This is a genomic window from Frigidibacter sp. ROC022, from assembly GCF_024723735.1.
GTDB lineage: Bacteria > Pseudomonadota > Alphaproteobacteria > Rhodobacterales > Rhodobacteraceae > SLM-1.
In genome coordinates, this window is record NZ_JANQDU010000003.1 from 730952 (window position 1) to 750870 (window position 19919).

The window sequence follows — 19919 nt, forward strand, 5'->3', positions numbered from 1 at the left end:
CCGGTTTTGAAAAGGCCAAGTCCATGTTCGATCCAGCAAGCCTCACCTATGATGCCAAGGGGCTGATCCCCGCCATTGCCCAGGACGCGAAGAGCGGCGAAGTGCTGATGATGGCCTGGATGAACGCCGAGTCGGTGGCGCGGACGCTGGAGACCGGCGACGTGACCTATTGGTCGCGCTCGCGGCAGTCCTTCTGGGTCAAGGGCGAAACCTCGGGGCACCGGCAGCGGTTGATCGAGATGCGGATCGATTGCGATCGCGATTGCCTGTTGCTGCGCGTCGATCAGACCGGCCCGGCCTGCCACACCGGGCGGCGGAGCTGTTTCTACACTTCCCTGCAAGGGGGCGAAGAGGTGGAAATCCTGAAGCCGATGGTCTGAGGCGGCGCGGGCCGGCCCGAGCCCCGCCGGTGACGCACGATCAGACTGGCCTATCGGGCCCCCGACGGGTAGAGGGTTGCCATGACAGAGCAGCCTTCCGCCCCCGCCTTGCCATCGCTCCAAACCGCTTTGGATGCCGGCGCCCTGCGCTCCGACACCCTGCGCGAGGATATCCTGCGGCATCTGCGCTATTCGCTGGGCAAGGACCCGGCCCATGCCTCGGTCTATGACTGGCGCATGGCGCTGTCGTTCGCGCTGCGCGACCGGATCGTCGGCCCCTGGTTTGCCGCGACCAAGCGGACCTACGCGAGCGGTGCCAAGCGGGTCTACTACCTGTCGATGGAATTCCTGATCGGGCGGATCCTGGAAGACGCGGCGATCAACCTCGGCCTGCACGAGGCCTGCCGCGTGGCGGTGGCCGATCTGGGCCAGGACTGGGCGGCGCTGGTCGAGGATGAACCCGACGCCGCATTGGGTAATGGCGGGCTGGGCCGGCTGGCGGCTTGTTTCATGGACAGCATGGCGACGCTGGGCGTTCCGGCGCATGGCTATGGCATCCGCTACGAACACGGGCTGTTCCGGCAGCGCTTCGAAGGCGGCCAGCAGGTCGAGACGCCCGAGGACTGGCTGAGCCAGAAACACCCCTGGGAATTCGAACGCCCGGAGGTGGCCTATGAGATCGGCTTCAAGGGGCACGTCACCTATGACGGCGACCGCGCCCGCTGGCATCCCGGGGAAAGCGTTCTGGCGACCGGCCATGACATGCCGGTCATCGGCTGGAAGGGACGCTGGGCCAACACGCTGCGGCTCTGGGCGGCGGCGCCGACGACGCTGTTCGATCTGGAGCGCTTCAACCGCGGCGACTACGCCGCCGCGGCCGAGCCCGAGGCGCTGGCCCGGACCATCTCGCGCGTGCTCTATCCCGACGACACCACCTATCAGGGCAAGGAACTGCGGCTAAAGCAGGAGTATTTCCTGACCTCGGCGGCGCTGCAGGACATCCTGCGCCGCTTCGGCAATTCCGGCCAGGACCCGCTCAGCCTGGGTCGGCATGTCGCGGTGCAGCTCAACGACACCCATCCGGCGATTGCCGGGCCCGAACTGATCCGTCTGCTGGTCGATGATCACGGGGTCGGGTTCGAGGAGGCGGCCGAGACGGCCGTCTCGGTGCTGGGCTTCACCAATCACACGCTGATGCCCGAGGCGCTGGAACGCTGGGCGACCTATCTGATGGGCAATACCCTTCCGCGGCACATGCAGATCATCGAGCGGATCGACGACTGGCACGCCCGCAGCCATCCGAAGCGCCCGGCCAATACCGCGATCGTGCGCGACGACCAGGTGCATATGGGGGAACTGGCCTTCATCATGGCGCATCGGGTCAACGGCGTCTCGGCGCTGCATTCCGATCTGGTCGCCAGCAGCCTGTTCCCCGATCTGGCCGCGCTGCATCCGGGGCGGATCGTCAATGAGACCAACGGCATCACGCCCCGCCGCTGGCTGAAGCTGGCCAATCCGGGGCTGGCCGGGCTGGCCGACGAGGCCGGCGCCGCCGGCTGGGAGGCCGATCTCGACCGGCTTCGCAGGCTGGAGCCGCTGGCCGAGGACGCGGGCTTCCGCGAGAAATTCCGGGCGGTGAAACAGGCCAACAAGGCGCGGCTGGCCGACTGGCTGGGCGGCGGGCTGAACCCGGCGGCGATGTTCGACATCCAGGTGAAACGGATTCACGAATACAAGCGCCAGCTGATGAACGTGCTGGAAACCATCGCGCTGTGGCAGGCGATCCGGGACGATCCCGGCGGGGCCTGGGCGCCGCGGGTGAAGATATTTGGCGGCAAGGCTGCGCCGGGCTATGCGGTTGCGAAGGAAATCGTTCGTCTTATCAATGATGTCGGGGCCGTTCTTAATGCGGACGAGGTGACCCGCGACCTGCTGCGCGTGGTCTATCCGCCGAACTACAATGTCTCGATGGCCGAGCGGTTGATCCCGGCGGCGGATCTGTCGGAGCAGATTTCGACCGCCGGCACCGAGGCTTCGGGCACCGGCAACATGAAATTCGCGCTGAACGGCGCCCTGACGATCGGCACGCTGGACGGCGCCAATGTGGAAATCCGCGAGCAGGTCGGGGCGGAGAACTTCTTTCTCTTCGGCCTGACGACGGAAGAGGCCACCGCCACCCGTGCCACGCCGGACCATTCCAGGGCGGCGATCGAGGCCAGCCCGATCCTGCAGCGCGTGCTGCAAACCATCGCCGAGGGACGGTTTTCCCATGAAGAGCCGGGTCGGTACCGGGGCCTTGTGGATCGGCTCTGGACCAATGACCACTTTCTTGTCGCCTCGGATTTCGATGCCTATTGGCAGGCCCAGAGGCGCGTCGATGCGGCCTGGCATGACCCTGCGTCTTGGAACCGGATGGCCGTCCTGAACGCGGCGCGGATGGGCTATTTTTCTTCCGACCGAACGATTTCGGGCTATATGTCGGATATCTGGGATGTGAGTTCCCTGCTCTGAGCGAAGGGGAGACCCATGGCCACGCCGCCACTGACCGACCCGCAGCAGGCGCGCGCAATCATCGAGGGCCGTCTTCGCGACCCTTTCGCGGTCCTTGGCCCTCACGAAGTCGGAAAATCCCGTATTCTCAGGGTTTTCGAGCCCGAAGCTAAAGCGGTTTTCGCGTTGCAGGACACGAAGGCGCGACCTCTGGTCCCGGTGCCGGAGGCGCCGGGCCTGTTCGCGGGCGAGATCGGCGCCGGCCCTTATCGGCTGCGGGCCGAGGCCGGAGTGCGGCAATGGGACTGGGACGATCCCTACGGCTTCGCGCCGGTGCTGGGCGAGCTTGACGAATACCTGCTGGGCGAGGGCAGGCACCGCCGGCTATGGCAGGTGCTGGGCGCGGCGCCGATCCGCCATCAGGGCCACGAGGGCCTGCGCTTCGCGGTCTGGGCCCCGAATGCCGAGAGGGTCTCGGTGGTCGGCGATTTCAACGCCTGGGACGGGCGCCGCCATGTGATGCGGCGGCGCGGCGGCAGCGGGGTGTGGGAGCTGTTCCTGCCGGGGCTGGGCGAGGGCTCGATCTACAAATACGAGATCCGGGCCAGGGGCGGCGCGATCCTGCCGCTGAAGGCCGATCCGGTGGGCTTCGGCTCCGAGCATCCGCCGAAGACCGGCAGCGTGGTGCGGCGGATCGACAAGGCCGAATGGACCGACGCGGGCTGGATGCAGGCGCGGGCCGCGGCGCAGAGCGTCGATGCCCCGATCTCGGTCTACGAGGTGCATCTGCCCAGCTGGCGCCGAGCCGAGGGCGGGCGGCCGCTGAGCTATCTCGAACTGGCCGAGCAGCTGGTGCCTTATGCGGTCGAGATGGGCTTTACCCATATCGAATGCCTGCCGGTCAGCGAATATCCGTTCGACGGGTCCTGGGGCTATCAGCCGATCGGGCTCTATGCGCCGACGATCCGCATGGGCACCCCGCAGGAGTTCCAGGCCTTCGTCGATGCCGCCCATGCCGCCGGGATCGGGGTGCTGCTGGACTGGGTGCCGGGCCATTTCCCGACCGACCCGCACGGGCTGGGCCGGTTCGACGGCACGGCGCTATACGAACATGCCGATCCGCGCGAAGGCTTCCACCAGGACTGGAACACCCTGATCTACAACTACGGCCGCGCCGAGGTGGCCAATTTCCTGATCTCCAACGCCTTGTACTGGCTGGAGGAATTCCACGTTGACGGGCTGCGCGTCGATGCCGTGGCCTCGATGCTCTACCGCGACTATTCGCGCAAGCCTGGCGAATGGGTGCCGAACCGGGACGGGGGCCGCGAGAATTACGAGGCCATCGCGCTGCTGCGCCGGATGAACGAGATCGCCTATGGCGAGGTGCCCGGCATCATGACCGTGGCCGAAGAAAGCACTGCCTTCCCCGGTGTCTCGCGACCCACCGACCAGGGCGGGCTGGGATTCGGTTTCAAGTGGAACATGGGCTGGATGAACGACAGCCTGCGCTACATGGCGAAGGAACCGATCCACCGCCGCCACCATCACGACGACATGACCTTCAGCTTCTCCTATGCCTGGTCCGAGAACTACCTGCTGCCGATCAGCCATGACGAGGTCGTGCACGGCAAGGGCACGATGCTGACCCGGATGCCGGGCACCGACTGGGAGAAATTCGCCAATCTGCGGGCCTATTACGGCTATATGTGGGGCCATCCCGGCAAGAAGCTTCTGTTCATGGGGCAGGAATTCGCGCAGGTCGCCGAGTGGAACCATGACGCCGGCCTCGACTGGCCGCTGCTGGACGCGCCCGAACATCGCGGCATTCAGGCGCTGGTCCGCGATCTGAACCGGCTCTACGCCGCGACCCCGGCGCTGCACCGCAACGATTGCCGCCCGGAAGGCTTCGGCTGGATCGAGAGCAACGACACCGCCAATTCGGTCTTCGCCTGGACCCGCAGGGGGGCGCCGGGCGAACCGATGGTGGTGGTGGCGGTCAACATGACCCCGGTCGAGCGTGCGGACTACCGGCTGGGATTCCCGGCGCCGGGGCGCTGGCGCGAGGCGCTGAATTCCGACTCTTCGGTCTATGGTGGCGGCAATCGCGGCAACATGGGCGGGGTGACGACCGAGGCCCGGCCCTGGATGGGGCAGGGACAGTCGGCGCCGGTGGTGCTGCCGCCGCTGAGCGCCGTCTATTTCGTGCAAGAGCGTTGATCCCGGAGAGGACAAGATGAAAGCCAGACCGAATACCAGACTGTCGACCCGGGCGATGGCCTTTGTGCTGGCCGGCGGACGCGGCAGCCGGCTGAAGGAACTGACCGACCTGCGGGCCAAGCCGGCGGTCTATTTCGGCGGCAAGACGCGGATCATCGACTTCGCCCTGTCCAACGCGCTGAACTCGGGCATCCGCAAGATGGCGATCGCGACCCAGTACAAGGCGCACAGCCTGATCCGCCACATGCAGCGCGGCTGGGCCTTCTTCCGGGCCGAGCGCAACGAATATCTCGATATCCTGCCCGCCTCGCAGCGGGTGGCCGAGGACAAGTGGTATCTCGGCACCGCCGATGCCGTGACCCAGAACATCGACATCGTCGACAGCTACGGCGTCGATTACATCATCGTCCTGGCCGGCGACCATGTCTACAAGATGGATTACGAGGTCATGCTGCGCCAGCATGTCGAGACCGGCGCCGACGTGACCATCGGCTGCCTGACCGTGCCGAGGATGGAGGCGGTGGCCTTCGGCGTCATGCATGTCGATGCCACCGGCCGGGTGACGGATTTCCTGGAGAAACCGGCCGACCCGCCCGCCATTCCCGGCGACCCGGATCACGCGCTGGCCTCGATGGGGATCTATATCTTCAACTGGGCCTTCCTGCGCGACCTGCTGATGAAGGACGCCGAGGACAGGAATTCCAGCCATGATTTCGGCCATGACCTGATCCCCGAGATCGTGAGACACGGCAAGGCGATGGCGCATCGCTTCGAGGAAAGCTGCGTGACCAGCGGGCTGGAGAAGGAGCCCTACTGGCGCGATGTCGGGACGGTCGATGCCTTCTGGCAGGCCAATATCGACCTCACCCAGTTCACCCCGCCGCTGGACCTCTATGACACCTCCTGGCCGATCTGGACCTATGCGGAATCGGTGCCTCCGGCGAAATTCGTCCATGATGAGGACGGCCGGCGCGGTGCGGCGATCCAGAGCCTGGTCTCGGGCGCCTGCATCGTCTCGGGCAGCGAGGTGCGCAATTCGCTGCTGTTCACCGGGGTCTATGCGCACAGCTACTCGGCGCTGGACCATGTGGTGGCCTTGCCTTACGCCGATGTCGGCGAACGGGCCGAACTGGCCAATTGCGTGCTGGATCGCGGTGTGCGGATTCCGGAAGGGCTGGTGGTCGGGCAGGATCCCGAGGAGGATGCGAAATGGTTTCGGCGCACCGAGAGCGGCATCGTGCTGATCACCCAGGCGATGCTGGACGCGCGGGCGGCCCGGTTGCGGTGAGGCGCGGGATGGCCGGGCGTCGGAGCGGGATGGCGGAGCTTCGGAGGGGGGCTGCCGCCCCCCGCCTGCGGCCCCCCCGCGAGTATTTCGGACCCGAAGATGGGGTGCCGCGCATCGGGGCGGAGGGCGTCTGATGGGGCGGGTGCTGTCGGTCGCCTCGGAATGCGTGCCGCTGGTCAAGACCGGCGGCCTGGCCGATGTGGTGGGGGCGCTGCCCGGGGCGCTGGCGCCGCGGGGCTGGGAGATGCGGGTGCTGATCCCGGCCTATCCCGGGGTGCTGGAGAAACTGGGCAGGGTCTCGAAGCCGCTCTGGCGCGCGGCCGATCTGTTCGGCGGGCCGGCGCGGCTGGTCTCGGGCGAGGCCGGCGGGGTGTCGGTGCTGGCCCTGCAGGCGCCGCATCTCTTTGACCGGGCAGGCGGCCCCTATGGCGGGCCCGCGGGCGACCATCCCGACAATCCCGAACGTTTCGCGGCGCTCTGCTGGGTGGCGGCGGAGATCGCCGGGCGGGGGCTGGGCGATGGCTGGCGCCCCGATCTGCTGCATGCGCATGACTGGCAGGGCGGGCTGGCCCCGGCCTATCTGCGCCAGCAGGGCAGCAGGGTGCCATCGGTCCTCACCATCCACAACATCGCCTTCCAGGGGCTGGCCCCGGCCGACCGGCGTGCGGCGCTGCGGCTGGAGGCCGGGGGCTATCGTTCGGAGGGTTATGAATACTGGGGGCAGATCTCGACGCTGAAGGCGGGGCTCGTCTGGGCCGATGCGATCACCACCGTGTCGCCGAGCTATGCCGAAGAGCTGATGCGGCCCGAATTCGGAATGGGTCTGGAAGGGGTGATCCGCAACCGCGCCGCCGATCTGACCGGAATCCTGAACGGCACCGATACCGCGGTCTGGGACCCGGGCCGGGCGCCGGTGCCCTATTCGGCAAGGGCGATGAAGGGCAAGGCGGCGAACCGGGCGGCGTTGCTGGCCGAATGCGGGCTGGGCGCGGTGCCGGGGCCGCTGGCCATCGTGGTCTCGCGGCTGACCGGGCAGAAGGGCATCGACCTGATCGTCGAGGCGGCGCCGGGCTTTGTCGCGCAGGGCGGCGGGCTGATCGTGCTGGGCAGCGGCGAGCCGGAACTGGAACAGGCGCTGCGCGACCTGGCCGGGTCCCATCCGGAGCGGGTGGCGGTGCGGATCGGCTATGACGAGGCGCTGTCGCAGCGGATGTTCGCCGGCGGCGACGCGGTGCTGGTGCCGTCGCGCTTCGAGCCCTGCGGGCTGACCCAGATGTACGGGCTGCGTTTCGGCACGATTCCGGTGGTGGCGGCGACCGGCGGGCTGGCCGATACGGTCATCACCGCCAATCCGGCGGCCCTGCAGGCCGGTGTCGCGACCGGGCTGACCTTTCACCCGACCGACGCGCTTGCCCTGGGCCAGAGCCTGCGGCGGCTGGTCGAGCTGCATGCCGCGCCGGCGCTCTGGGCGGCGCTGCAACGCCGGGCGATGAGGGCCGATGTCTCCTGGGAGGCGTCGTCGCGCGCCTATGCGGCGCTCTACGACCGGCTGACCACACGGCCCGGCACATGAACGACGCCGGTGCCGAACCGCCGCGCCGGCTGCGCGGCCATGCGCTGTCGGCCGGCTGTCCGGCGCCGCTGGGCGCCAGTTTCACCGGCGACGGTGTCAATTTCGCGGTCTTCTCGGCCCATGCCGAGCGGGTCGAACTGTGCCTGTTCTCGGCCGACGGCCGCAAGGAGCGGGCACGGATCGAACTGCGCGAACGCAATGGCGACGTCTGGCATGTCTTCGTCGCCGGGCTGACTCCGGGCACGCTCTACGGCTACCGGGTCCATGGCCCCTATGCGCCCGAGGCCGGGCATCGGTTCAACCCCAACAAGCTGCTGATCGACCCCTATGCCAAGCAGCTTTCGGGGGCGCTGAAATGGTCGGACGCGGTGATGGGCTACCGGGTCGGCAGTGCGCGCGCCGACCTGAGCTTCGACACGCGGGATTCGGCCTTCGCGGTTCCGAAATCGGTGGTGGCGGACCCGTCGTTCGGCTGGGGCGGGGACCGCCCGCCGCGGATCCCGGCGTCCGAGACGGTGCTTTACGAGGCGCATGTGAAGGGCCTGACCATGCTGCATCCGGGGGTCGAGCCGGGGCTGCGCGGGTCCTATCTGGGGATGTGCGCCGAGCCGGTGCTGGAGCATCTGACCCGGCTCGGCGTGACCACGGTCCAGATCATGCCGGTGCAGGCCTTTGTCGATGACCGTTTCCTGGTCGCGGCGGGGCTGCGCAACTACTGGGGCTACAACTCGATCGGCTTCTTCGCGCCCGAGCCGCGCTACATGAGCCAGGGCCGGATCCGGGAATTGCAGATCATGGTGCGGCGCTTTCATGCCGCCGGGATCGAGGTGGTGCTGGACGTGGTCTACAACCACACCGCCGAGGGCAACGAGATGGGGCCGACGCTGGCCTTTCGCGGGCTGGACAACGCCAGCTACTACCGGCTGAAGGACGGCGGGCGTTTCTATGTCAACGATACCGGCACCGGCAACACGCTGAACCTCTCGCATCCGATGGTGCTGCGGATGGTGATGGATTCGCTGCGCTACTGGGTCGAGACCTTCCATGTCGACGGGTTCCGCTTCGATCTCGGCACCGCGCTGGCGCGCGAGGCGCATGGTTTCGACCCGCAGGGCGGATTCCTGAAGGCGATCGGCCAGGACCCGGTGCTGAGCCGGGTCAAGCTGATCACCGAACCCTGGGACCTCGGCCCCGGCGGCTATCAGCTGGGCGCCTTCCCGCATCCGTTCCTGGAGTTCAACGACCGGTTCCGCGACGGGCTGCGCAAGTTCTGGACCGGGCAGGCGGGGGTGGCTGAACTGTCGTCGCGGCTCTCCGGTTCGGCGCAGCAGTTCGACCATTCGGGACGCCCGGCGACGGCGTCGGTCAATTTCGTCACCGTGCATGACGGGTTCACGCTGGAGGATCTGGTCGGCTACCGTGCCAAGCACAACCTGGCCAATGGCGAGGAAAACCGCGACGGGACCGACGCCAACCACTCGGACAATTTCGGGGTCGAGGGGCCGAGCGATGATCCGGCGATCCGGGCGGCGCGGGCGCAGCGCAAGCGCAACCTGCTGGCCTCGGTGCTGCTGGCGCAGGGCACGCCGTTCCTGCTGGCCGGGGACGAGATCGGCAACAGCCAGGGCGGCAACAACAACGCCTATGCGCAGGACAACGCCACCGGCTGGATCGACTGGAGCGATCCCGACTGGGCCCTGGCCGGCTTCGTCGCCCGGCTGACGGCGCTGCGCCGGGCGCATCCGGTGCTGCGGCAGAAGCTGTTCCTGCATTCCAGGCCGCGCCAGAGCGACGGCATCCCGGATCTGTTCTGGCGGCTGCCGGACGGCTCTCCGCCCGCGGATGCGGATTGGTCTCGGCCCGACTGGCGCTGTCTCTGCGCCGAGATCCGGGCCGCCTCGGCGTCGCCGGCGGGGGCCGCGTCCGACGATGTGGTCTTCGTCGTCGTCAATGGCGGTGCCACGACCGAGGTGACGCTGCCCGAGCCGCCGGGGGAACGGCCCTGGGAGCGGGTGCTCGACACCGCCGCGCCGGAGGCGCCCGGGACGGTGGAGACCGGGCCGCGGGTGCCGGTGGCGGCGCAGTCGGTGGCGGTCTTCGCGCCGGTTGTCGGGGCCCGGCCGGTCGCTCTATAGGATTGCGCAAACGGCCCTGTTAGGGTCGCAGGAACGGAGGCCATAATGACCCAGATCACCACCGCGCCGATCGACGGCCAGAAACCCGGCACCTCGGGGCTGCGCAAGAAGACCCCGGTCTTCATGGGGCCGCATTATCTGGAGAATTTCGTTCAGGCGATCTTCGACGCGATCGGCGGCGCGGCGGGCAAGACCTTTGTCCTGGGCGGCGACGGGCGCTATTTCAACGATCGGGCGGCGCAGGTGATCCTGAGGATGGCGGCGGCCAACGGTGCCGCGCGGATGATCGTCGGGCAGGGGGCGCTGCTCTCGACCCCGGCGGCCAGCCATATGATCCGGCTGCGCCGGACCGATGGCGGGATCATCCTTTCGGCCAGCCACAACCCCGGCGGGCCGGATGCGGATTTCGGGGTCAAGTTCAACATGCCGAACGGCGGTCCGGCGCCGGAGGCGGTGACCGGGGCGATCTTTGCCCGGACCGCCGAGATCCGCGAGTACCGGATCGCCGAGTCGCAGGACCTGGACCTGTCGCGGCCCGGCGAGACGCGGCTGGGCGGGATGGTGGTCGAGGTCGTCGATCCGGTTTCCGCCTATGCCGACCTGATGGAATCCCTGTTCGATTTCAATGCGATCCGGGGTCTTCTTCAAGCGGGTTTCCGGCTGCGCATGGACAGTATGAACGCGGTGACGGGCCCCTATGCGGTGGAAATCCTGGAACGCCGCCTGGGCGCCGCGCCGGGGACCGTGGTCCATGCCGTGCCGCTGCCGGATTTCGGCGGCATGCATCCCGACCCGAACCCGACCTGGGCGCATGAGCTGATGGCCGAGATGATGTCCGGGGATGGTCCCGATTTCGGCGCCGCCTCGGATGGCGACGGCGACCGCAACATGATCCTGGGGCGGGGAATCTACGTCGCGCCCTCGGACAGTCTCGCGGTGCTGGCCGCCAATGCGCATCTTGCGCCGGGCTATGCCGGGGGGCTGAAGGGCGTGGCCCGCTCGATGCCGACCAGCAGCGCGGTGGACCTCGTCGCGAAGGCCAGGGGGATCGAGTGTTTCGAGACGCCGACGGGGTGGAAGTTCTTCGGCAATCTGATGGATGCCGGGCGGGTCAGCCTGTGCGGGGAGGAGAGTTTCGGCACCGGCAGCGACCATGTGCGCGAAAAGGACGGGCTCTGGGCGATCCTGATGTGGCTGAATATCCTGGCGGTGCGGCGGGAGTCGGTCGCGGAGGTGATGCAGGATCACTGGCGGACCTACGGCCGGAACTACTATTCGCGGCACGATTACGAAGGGCTGCCCAGCGACAGCGCCGATGCGATGATGGCGGCGCTGCGCGACCGGCTGACGGCGCTGCCGGGCCAGGTGATCGAGGGCATGGCCATCGCGGCGGCGGATGAGTTTGCCTATACCGATCCGGTCGATGGGTCGGTCTCGGCCGGGCAGGGGCTGCGGGTCGTCTTCGAGGGCGGGTCGCGGCTGGTGCTGCGGCTGTCGGGCACCGGCACCAGCGGCGCGACCCTTCGGCTCTACCTGGAACGCTACGAACCTGCGGGCGGCGATCTGGGGCTCGACCCGCAGCAGGCGCTGGCCCCCCTGATCCGCGCCGCCGAGGAACTGGCGGGGATTGCCGCCGCCTCGGGAAAGACCGCGCCCGATGTCATCACCTGAGCCCCGGCCCGGGCCATGGCGCTGAGCAGGGCCGACCGCGAGATCTTCGAACTGCGGCTGGAGCGGAGCCGCGCCGATCTGTTCGACATGCTGGACGAGCTCTATGGGCAGAGATCGGATTATGAAGCTATATCAAAGGCTTTGCTGGCACTCTTGAAGCGATCCTGGGCGGCGCGCCCGGCCGATCTTAAGCGGCTCGACCTGCAACGCGACCTGGCGCCGGACTGGTTCCAGCGGCCCCGAATGGCGGGCTATGTGTTCTATGTCGATCGCTTCGCCGACACGCTGGCCGGGGTGCAGGAGCGGCTCGACTGGCTGGACAGCCTGGGCATCACCTATGTGCACCTGATGCCCTGCCTGAAGCCCCGGCCCGGGGATTCGGACGGTGGCTATGCGGTGATGGACTATGGCGCCATCGACCCGCGGCTGGGCGACATGGCGGATTTCGGGTCGCTGGCGGCGGCGCTCAGGGCGCGCGGCATCAGTCTCTGCATCGACCTGGTGCTGAACCACACCGCGCAGGAGCACGACTGGGCCCGGCGGGCCGCGGCGGGAGAGGCGAAGTATCGGGACTACTATCTGATCTTCGAGGACGACTCGCTGCCGCGTCAATACGAGGAAACCCTGGTCGAGGTCTTTCCCGACACCGCGCCGGGCAATTTCACCCGGCAGGCCGATGGCAGCTGGGTCTGGACCACGTTCAACCGTTTCCAATGGGACCTGAACTGGGCCAATCCGCAGGTGTTCCTGGAAATGGCGGGGGTGATGCTCGACCTTGCCAACCGCGGTGTCGATGTTCTGCGGCTGGATGCGGTGGCCTTCCTGTGGAAGCGGATGGGCAGCCGCTGCCAGTCGGAACCCGAGGTTCACAAGCTGTTGCAGGCCTTGCGTGCGGTCAGCCGGATCGCCGCCCCGGCGCTGATCCATCTGGAAGAGGCCATCGTCTCACCGGCCGAGATGCTGAGCTATCTGGGCCGGGGCCGGCACGACGGCAAGGAAGGCAACCTGGCCTATCACAACAGCCTGATGGTACAGTTCTGGTCGGCGCTGGCGGCGCGGGACTGCCGGCTGATGACCCATGTGCTGCGCAGCCATTTCCCGACGACGGTGACCAATGCCACCTATGCGACCTATATCCGCTGCCATGACGACATCGGCTGGGCGGTGACCGACGAGGACGCCGGGGCGGTCGGGCTGAACGGTCATCTGCACCGGGCCTTCCTGTCCGAGTTCTATACCGGCGAGTTCCCCGGCTCTTTCGCGCGGGGGGCGCTGTTTCAGGAGAACCCGGCGACCGGGGACAGGCGGATTTCGGGCTCCTTCGCCTCGCTGGCCGGGCTGGAGCGGGCCGGCGACGATCCGCTGGCGACCGAGATGGCGGTGGCGCGGATATTGCTGGGCCATGCGCTGATCGCAAGTTACGGCGGCATCCCCTTGATCTACATGGGCGACGAGATCGCCATGCTGAACGATTGGGGCTATCTGGACGATCCCGAACACGCCCCGGATAGTCGCTGGCTGCACCGGCCCCGGATGGACTGGGAGGCGGCGCAATCGGCGCAGTCGGGCGAGACGGCGGCGGCGCGGGTGCTGACGGGAACGCGGAGGATCCTGGCGCGGCGGGCGGCGATCCCGGCCTTTCACGGGGCGGTGCCGGTCGAGATCCTGGCCCCCGGCCCCGAGGCGGTGCTGGCCTATCGCCGCCGCGCCCCGGTGGACCCGGTCCTGTGCCTGCTGAACTTCTCGGAGCAGCCGCAGCCGGTCTCGGCGGAATGGTGCCGCGGGGAAGGGGTGCGGCGCTTCGATGACCTGCTGGCCGAGCGCCCGGTCCCGACGGACGACGGCGCGGTGCGGTTGCCGCCCTATGGCGCGCTCTGGCTGGTCTGAGCGTGCTCAGGCAAAGGGCAGCAGCGTGCCGAGGCCGCCATAGGTGCTCAACGCCATGCCGATCCCGGTCAGCGCCATCATCCGGGCCGTGGCGGTCAGGTTCTCGCCCTTCATGACATTGTAGGTCAGCATTCCCATCCCGACCGGGAAGGCCATGACAAGGATCGAGCCGTTCAGCGCATAGACCGCCAGACGGCCCGGCAGGGTGGCGTCCTTGGCCGTGCAGAGGGCATTGTCGCGCGGCAGCTGGATCGCGCCGAAGACGGCCTTCAGCCGGGTCTGCACGTCATGCCCGGGGCGCGGCAGGTCGGGCAGGTCGTTGGCGACTTGGGGCGTCGGTTCGGCCGGTGTGCGGGCAAGGGGCGCCGGCTGCGGCTGGGGCCCTGGTCCGGACCCGTCATTCGCAGGTTCCGGGTGCCGCGGCAGGACCTTGTCGAGCTGGCTGAACACCTCGGTCAGGGCCGGGGATTCCTGCCCGATATCCAGCATCTTCGGGCGCTGGCGGCGCGAGTCACGGTGCGGCAGTTCGCAGCGCCGTGGCCGGGTCGGAACGATCCGCTCGCGCCGTTCCAGGGCGTTGAATTCCGAAATCGTGTAGACCGTGCGCGAGGGCTCCCAGATCACCAGATCGGCGGGCCAGAGGCCCGAGAGAGAGCGGATCAACCGCTGGATCACCGCCAGCCCCTGATAGTGGCTCAGCGGCGCGGAATCGCTGGCCTCCTCGGGGTCGAGCCGGCGCAGGCTGAGCGACAGGACGGCGCGGTGACGTTTCAGCCGGATGCGCGCCAGGGCATCGCGGTCCTCGCCGCCCTCGGGGCGCGCCGGGTCGGCCAGCTGGTCACGCGGCAACGGCGCGTCGCGGAAGCTCAGCAGCACCTCGGCCCGGCCGGTGATCAGCCGCAGCCTTGCGGCCCCCGGGGCCTCGACACGCAGCACCGGCATCCGGAATTCCAGCAACAGGTCGGACAGCACCGCTTCCATCCGGCTCAGGTCGATCCTCTGAACGACGGAGGACAGCAGCCGGACGCCGATCGGCGCGGCAGAGGTGATCGGTTCGGAACCGGAGAGCAGGGCTTTGGTCATCGGAATGGCCTCGCGGACTTGTTGCCGTATCGGTATCACTCAGGAAGATGGAAAGATTATGTCCCGTATTGGGAAACAATCGTGGCGGCCCGCCACATTGGCGCGGTAATCGGCACTGCCGGGGCCCGGGCCGGCCCCGAAACGCGAACGGGCGCCCGAAGGCGCCCGTCTTGTGCGTGCCGGCAGGGGCCGGAACTCAGCAGGAGTAGTAGAGCTTGTATTCCACCGGGTGCGGCGTGTGCTCGTATTCGTAGACCTCTTCCCACTTGAGCCCGATGTAGCCTTCCAGCTGGCCCTTGGTGAAGACGTCGCCGGCCAGCAGGAAGTCGTGATCGGCTTCCAGCGATTCCAGCGCCTCGCGCAGCGAGCCGCAGACCGTCGGGATCGCGGCCAGTTCTTCCGGCGGCAGGTCGTACAGGTCCTTGTCCGAGGCCGGGCCGGGGTCGATCTTGCTCTTGATCCCGTCGAGACCGGCCATCAGCAGCGCGGCGAAGCACAGATAGGGGTTCGCCGACGGGTCCGGGAAGCGGGCCTCGACGCGCTTGGCCTTCGGGCTTTCGGTCCACGGAATCCGCACGCAGCCCGAGCGGTTGCGCGCCGAATAGGCCCGCAGCACCGGGGCTTCGAAGCCCGGGATCAGCCGCTTGTAGCTGTTGGTCGACGGGTTGGTGATCGCGTTCAGCGCCTTGGCGTGCTTCAGGATGCCGCCGATGAACCACAGCGCCTCCTGGCTGAGATCGGCGTATTTGTCGCCCGCGAACAGCGGCTTGCCGCCCTTCCAGATCGACATGTTCACATGCATCCCGGTGCCGTTGTCGCCCTTCATCGGCTTCGGCATGAAGGTCGCCGACTTGCCATAGGCGTCGGCCACGTTGTGGATGACGTATTTGTACTTCTGCAGCTCGTCGGCCTGTTTGGTCAGCGAGTCGAAGATCAGCCCCAGCTCGTGCTGGTTCGAGGCGACCTCGTGGTGGTGCTTGTCCACCTTCATGCCCATCCGCTTCATGGTCGAGAGCATCTCGCCGCGCAGGTCCTGGGCCTGGTCGACCGGGTTGACCGGGAAGTAGCCGCCCTTGACGCCCGGGCGGTGACCGGTGTTGCCCATCTCGAATTCGGCATCGGTGTTCCAGGCGCCGTCCACGGCATCGACCTGATAGCTCACCTTGTTCATGCCGATCGAATAGCGCACGTCGTCGAAGACGAAGAACTCGGCTTCGGGGCCGCAGTAGAAGACGTCGCCGACGCCCGAGGACTTGAGATAGGCCTCGGCCTTCTGCGCGGTCGAGCGCGGGTCGCGTTCATAGGCTTCGCCGGTATCCGGCTCGGCCACCGAGCAGTGCACGCAGATCGTCTTTTCGGCGTAGAACGGGTCGATATAGGCGGTGTCGATGTCCAGCATCAGCTTCATGTCGGACTGGTCGATGGCCTTCCAGCCGGCGATCGACGAACCGTCGAACATGAAGCCTTCCTCGATGAAGTCCTCATCGACCAGATCGGCGACGACGGTCACATGCTGCAGCTTGCCGCGCGGATCGGTGAACCGGACATCGACATACTCGATCTCCTCGTCCTTGAGCCGCTTCACGAAATCCTTGTTGCTCATTTCTGGGCCTTCCCCTGATAGCTTTGGTCTTGCCGGGGGCGACCCGGCGGGTTGATCTGATGCCGGTTCAGACGGCGTCGTCGCCGGTCTCGCCTGTGCGGATCCGGATGGCCTGCTCGACCGGTGAGACGAAGATCTTGCCGTCACCGATCTTGTCGGTGCGGGCGGCTTCGGAAATCGCCTCGATGGCGCGATCGACCATGTCGTCGGTCAGCACCACCTCGATCTTCACCTTGGGCAGGAAATCCACCACATATTCGGCGCCGCGGTAGAGTTCGGTATGGCCCTTCTGACGCCCGAAGCCCTTGACTTCGATGACACTCAGACCCTGCACGCCGATCTCCTGCAGTGCTTCCTTGACCTCGTCGAGCTTGAACGGCTTGATGATTGCCTCGACCTTTTTCATGATGCTCGACTCCCTTTTGGCTTTCAGGGGTTCTCAACACTTCGCGGCCGGTGCCACAATCGGACGGCGGCACAGGCGGCGGAGACCCCGGGCGAAAGCCTGCCTTATGCCCAAAGAATGTGCAAGTCGGCGCGCGAATGGGCAGAATTGGAATGGAGTGACGATGACGGACCTTCTGACTGCCGCCCAGATGCGGGCCATCGAGCGGGCGGCGATGGACAGCGGCGCGGTCACCGGACTGGAGCTGATGGAGCGGGCGGGACGGGGTGTCGTCGCGGCGCTGCTGGAGGAATGGCCGGAACTGGCGGTGACCGTGCATCGGGCGGTGGTGCTCTGCGGGCCGGGCAACAACGGCGGCGACGGGTTCGTCGTGGCGCGGCTCCTGGCGGAACGGGGCTGGGAGGTGGAACTGTTCCACTACGGCGATGCCGACAGGTTGCCGCCGGATGCGCGGGTGAACCATGCGCGGTGGCAGGCGATCGGAACCACCCGCCCGCTGGAGGGCGATGCCGTCCGGACCGCCTGCGAGGCGGCCGATCTGGTGGTCGATGCGCTGTTCGGGATCGGCCTGACCCGGCCGCTGGAGCCGGCGCTGAAGGGGGCGCTGCCCCTGGCGCCCTGCAGGCGTTCCCTGGCCATCGACGTGCCCAGCGGGCTGGATGCCGACAGCGGAAGGCCGTTGTCGGGGACTTTGCCGGCCGATCTGACGGTGACCTTCGAGAGGCCCAAGCGCGGCCATCATCTGGGGCAGGGGCCGCGGCTCTGCGGTTCGTTGCGGGTGGTGCCGCTGGGGCTGGACCCGCAGTTGATCCTGTCGATTGCCGGCGAGGAGGGGCGCGAGCTTCTGCCCGCCGATGTGGTGGCCATGCCGCGCGGCGCGCCGAAGCTGGTTGACGGCAGCCGGATGGGGGTGCCGCCGGCACGCTGGTTTCCCAAGGGCAGCGCCGACGCCGGGCGGGGCGGCGGCGATCACAAATATGCCCATGGGCATGCGCTGATCCTCTCCGGCCCCGCAAGCCGGGGCGGTGCGGCGCGGCTGGCGGCACGCGGGGCGCTCAGAATCGGGGCCGGGGTGGTGACGCTCGGCGCACCCGGTCCCGCGCTGGCCGAGAACGCGGCACGGCTCGACGCGATCATGCTGCGCCAGGTGGACGGGGCCGCGGACCTCGCCGGGCTGCTGGCGGACAGGCGCATCAACGCGCTCTGCCTCGGGCCGGCGCTTGGGCTCGACGCGCGGGCCGGGGCGCTGATCGGCGCGGCGCTGCGGGCCGAACACGCGCCCGGCGTGGTGCTCGACGCCGATGCGCTGAGCCTTCTCGGGCAGGACGATGCGCTGTTCGGGGCGCTGTCCGGGCGCTGCATACTCACCCCCCATGCCGGAGAATTCGCGCGGTTGTTTCCGGATATCGCCGAGACCCTCGCGGCGCCGGTCGTTGCCGGCCCGGCCTTTTCCAAGGTGGATGCCACGCGCGAGGCGGCGGCCCGTGCCGGATGCGTGGTGCTGTTCAAGGGGGCCGATACCGTGATCGCCGATCCCTGGGGCCGTTGTGCGGTGCATTCCGCCGCCTATGACCGCGCCGCGCCCTGGCTGGCGACGGCCGGTAGCGGCGATGTGCTGGCGGGGATGATCTGCGGGCTGCTGGCGCGCGGCCTGGACCCCATGCTGGCCGCCGCGACCGCCGCCTGGCTGCATGTCGAGGCGGCGCGGTTCTTCGGGCCGGGGCTGATCGCCGAGGATCTGCCCGAGGAACTGCCGAAGGTGTTTCGCGCCCTGGGCATGTAGCGGCGGCGGCCGGGTCACGATCCGGCGCGGTGGCTTTTCCTGACCCGCCGCAACCTGTAGGCTGGGCGCAATGGCCCGGCAGGCCGGCAGCGCCGGTTGCGACAGAGGTGGCGGCAAGAGCAGGTGCGATGATTCTCGGTCGAGTGCAGGTTTGGCTTCTGGCTCTGGGGCTGCTGGCGGGTCTGCCCGGCGCGGGCCGTGCCGAGACGCTGACCGCGCTGGCGCACCCGGTGCCGGGGCAGGCCGTGGTGCAGGATCGCGGCGCCGGGGTCGAACTGTCGCTGGGGCTGAGTCAGGGCGTGCCCTGGCGGCTCTTCACCCTCGCCGATCCCTGGCGGCTGGTGCTGGATTTCTCGCAGGTGGACTGGACCGGGTTCGATGCCGAGGCGTTCGACCGCTCGGAGCATGTACTGGCGGTGCGGACCGGCGGGCTGGGGCCGGGATGGTCGCGGATGGTGCTGGAACTGGACGGGCCGATGAAGGTCGCGCAGGCGGCGCTGAGCGGGGCGGAGCCCGCCGGCCCGGTGCTGGGGCTGAGCCTGGAGCCGCAGGATGCCGAGGCGTTCCGCGCCGCTGCCGGGGTGCCCGAGTCGGCGCGCTTTACCCTGCCCGAAGACGCCCGACCACCGGCCACGCCGATCCGCCGCCAGGATGGCAGCCGTCCGGTGATGGTGGTGCTCGATCCCGGCCATGGCGGCGTCGATCCGGGCGCCGAACATGGCGGCGAGGTCGAGGCGAAGCTGATGCTGACCTTCGCGCTGGAACTGCAGGAGGTTCTGCTGCGGGCCGGGTTCGAGGTGCTGCTGACCCGGCATGACGACAGTTTCGTGCCCCTGGAGGCCCGGGTCTCGATCGCTCGCGCCGCCGGGGCGGATGTGTTCCTGTCCCTGCATGCCGACGCGGTGACCGAGGGTGTCGCGCATGGCGCCACGGTCTATACCCTGGCCGAGAATGCCAGCGATTCCGCCTCGCGGAAGCTGGCCGAGCGGCACGACCGCGAGGATCTGCTGGCCGGGGTCGATCTGACCGATCAGGACGACGTGATCGCCGGGGTGCTGATGGATCTGGCGCGGCTCGAGACCCAGCCCCGGTCCGAGCGTCTGGCCGATGCGCTGGTGGCCGGGCTGCGGCGGTCGATCGGCGCCTTGCACAAGCGGCCGCGGCTCGAGGCCGATTTCTCGGTGCTGAAGGCGCCCGACATCCCCTCGGTGCTGCTCGAACTGGGGTTTCTGAGCTCTGCCCGCGACCGCAAGCGGCTGACCGACCCGGCCTGGCGCGCCCGGGCCGCCGCCGGAATCCGCGACGCGCTTCTGGCCTGGGCCAAGGCCGATGCCGCCGAAGCGCGGCTGGTGCGCAAATAGCCGGGCGGCGGGGTCGGGCGGTCAGGGCGGGCGCCTCCGGCG

Annotated in this window: 13 protein-coding genes; 10 read left to right on the forward strand and 3 right to left on the reverse strand. The window is 68.3% G+C overall.

Features of this window, described 5'->3' with window-relative positions; all coding sequences use genetic code 11:
- The first annotated feature begins 23 nt into the window (after positions 1 to 23).
- The 8 genes from hisI (at position 24) to NUW50_RS15385 (ending at position 13641) form a co-directional block, all read left to right on the forward strand.
- Positions 24 to 380, forward strand: coding sequence for a phosphoribosyl-AMP cyclohydrolase (gene hisI / locus NUW50_RS15350; RefSeq protein WP_258290010.1), 357 nt, complete (start codon positions 24 to 26; stop codon positions 378 to 380).
- An 81-nt stretch (positions 381 to 461) separates the two neighbouring features.
- The gene (locus tag NUW50_RS15355) at positions 462 to 2891 is read left to right on the forward strand and encodes a glycogen/starch/alpha-glucan phosphorylase (RefSeq protein WP_258290011.1); all 2430 of its coding nucleotides are present in this window, start codon (positions 462 to 464) and stop codon (positions 2889 to 2891) included.
- Between the two features lie 15 nt (positions 2892 to 2906).
- A complete protein-coding gene (gene glgB / locus NUW50_RS15360) occupies positions 2907 to 5087 on the forward strand; it encodes a 1,4-alpha-glucan branching protein GlgB (RefSeq protein WP_258290012.1) in 2181 nt (726 codons plus the stop codon).
- A gap of 16 nt (positions 5088 to 5103) precedes the next feature.
- Positions 5104 to 6375: a glucose-1-phosphate adenylyltransferase gene (gene glgC / locus NUW50_RS15365; RefSeq protein ID WP_258290013.1), complete on the forward strand. Its 1272-nt coding sequence runs from the start codon at positions 5104 to 5106 to the stop codon at positions 6373 to 6375.
- A 133-nt stretch (positions 6376 to 6508) separates the two neighbouring features.
- On the forward strand, positions 6509 to 7948 hold the full coding sequence (gene glgA, locus NUW50_RS15370; RefSeq protein WP_258290014.1) for a glycogen synthase GlgA: 1440 nt from the start codon (positions 6509 to 6511) through the stop codon (positions 7946 to 7948).
- On the forward strand, positions 7945 to 10083 hold the full coding sequence (glgX, locus tag NUW50_RS15375) for a glycogen debranching protein GlgX (protein ID WP_258290015.1): 2139 nt from the start codon (positions 7945 to 7947) through the stop codon (positions 10081 to 10083). The genes glgA and glgX overlap by 4 nt, the downstream gene beginning before the upstream one ends.
- A gap of 45 nt (positions 10084 to 10128) precedes the next feature.
- Entirely contained in the window at positions 10129 to 11754 is a 1626-nt protein-coding gene (locus NUW50_RS15380; protein WP_258290016.1) for an alpha-D-glucose phosphate-specific phosphoglucomutase, read from the forward strand.
- A 15-nt stretch (positions 11755 to 11769) separates the two neighbouring features.
- Positions 11770 to 13641 (forward strand): alpha-amylase family glycosyl hydrolase, encoded by a 1872-nt coding sequence (locus NUW50_RS15385; RefSeq protein ID WP_258290017.1) that lies wholly within the window; start codon positions 11770 to 11772, stop codon positions 13639 to 13641.
- Between the two features lie 6 nt (positions 13642 to 13647).
- On the opposite strand, the gene NUW50_RS15390 is transcribed toward NUW50_RS15385, so the two are convergent.
- The 3 genes from NUW50_RS15390 to NUW50_RS15400 all read right to left on the reverse strand — a co-directional run bounded on the left by NUW50_RS15390 (position 13648) and on the right by NUW50_RS15400 (position 16733).
- Positions 13648 to 14724 (reverse strand): hypothetical protein, encoded by a 1077-nt coding sequence (locus NUW50_RS15390; RefSeq protein ID WP_258290018.1) that lies wholly within the window; start codon positions 14722 to 14724, stop codon positions 13648 to 13650.
- Between the two features lie 196 nt (positions 14725 to 14920).
- Positions 14921 to 16327, reverse strand: coding sequence for a type I glutamate--ammonia ligase (glnA, locus tag NUW50_RS15395; RefSeq protein ID WP_258290019.1), 1407 nt, complete (start codon positions 16325 to 16327; stop codon positions 14921 to 14923).
- Positions 16328 to 16394: 67 nt separating this feature from the next.
- Positions 16395 to 16733, reverse strand: a complete 339-nt coding sequence (locus NUW50_RS15400; protein ID WP_258290020.1) for a P-II family nitrogen regulator — start codon at positions 16731 to 16733, stop codon at positions 16395 to 16397.
- Between the two features lie 163 nt (positions 16734 to 16896).
- Here NUW50_RS15400 and NUW50_RS15405 point away from each other — a divergent pair, with 163 nt between their 5' ends.
- Together NUW50_RS15405 and NUW50_RS15410 are read left to right on the forward strand one after the other, a co-directional pair.
- Complete coding sequence (locus tag NUW50_RS15405; RefSeq protein ID WP_258290021.1) at positions 16897 to 18516, forward strand: NAD(P)H-hydrate dehydratase; 1620 nt, start codon at positions 16897 to 16899, stop codon at positions 18514 to 18516.
- 128 nt (positions 18517 to 18644) lie between these two features.
- Complete coding sequence (locus NUW50_RS15410) at positions 18645 to 19877, forward strand: N-acetylmuramoyl-L-alanine amidase (protein ID WP_258290022.1); 1233 nt, start codon at positions 18645 to 18647, stop codon at positions 19875 to 19877.
- Positions 19878 to 19919 lie beyond the last annotated feature (42 nt).

Coding starts and splice junctions, on each gene's coding strand:
- NUW50_RS15385 (WP_258290017.1), top strand. CDS start 11,770: ATGGCGCTGAGCAGGGCCGACCGCGAGATCTTCGAACTGCGGCTGGAG.
- glgA (WP_258290014.1), top strand. CDS start 6,509: ATGGGGCGGGTGCTGTCGGTCGCCTCGGAATGCGTGCCGCTGGTCAAG.
- NUW50_RS15405 (WP_258290021.1), top strand. CDS start 16,897: ATGACGGACCTTCTGACTGCCGCCCAGATGCGGGCCATCGAGCGGGCG.
- NUW50_RS15390 (WP_258290018.1), bottom strand. CDS start 14,724: ATGACCAAAGCCCTGCTCTCCGGTTCCGAACCGATCACCTCTGCCGCG.
- NUW50_RS15400 (WP_258290020.1), bottom strand. CDS start 16,733: ATGAAAAAGGTCGAGGCAATCATCAAGCCGTTCAAGCTCGACGAGGTC.
- glgB (WP_258290012.1), top strand. CDS start 2,907: ATGGCCACGCCGCCACTGACCGACCCGCAGCAGGCGCGCGCAATCATC.
- glnA (WP_258290019.1), bottom strand. CDS start 16,327: ATGAGCAACAAGGATTTCGTGAAGCGGCTCAAGGACGAGGAGATCGAG.
- glgX (WP_258290015.1), top strand. CDS start 7,945: ATGAACGACGCCGGTGCCGAACCGCCGCGCCGGCTGCGCGGCCATGCG.
- hisI (WP_258290010.1), top strand. CDS start 24: ATGTTCGATCCAGCAAGCCTCACCTATGATGCCAAGGGGCTGATCCCC.
- glgC (WP_258290013.1), top strand. CDS start 5,104: ATGAAAGCCAGACCGAATACCAGACTGTCGACCCGGGCGATGGCCTTT.
- NUW50_RS15410 (WP_258290022.1), top strand. CDS start 18,645: ATGATTCTCGGTCGAGTGCAGGTTTGGCTTCTGGCTCTGGGGCTGCTG.
- NUW50_RS15380 (WP_258290016.1), top strand. CDS start 10,129: ATGACCCAGATCACCACCGCGCCGATCGACGGCCAGAAACCCGGCACC.
- NUW50_RS15355 (WP_258290011.1), top strand. CDS start 462: ATGACAGAGCAGCCTTCCGCCCCCGCCTTGCCATCGCTCCAAACCGCT.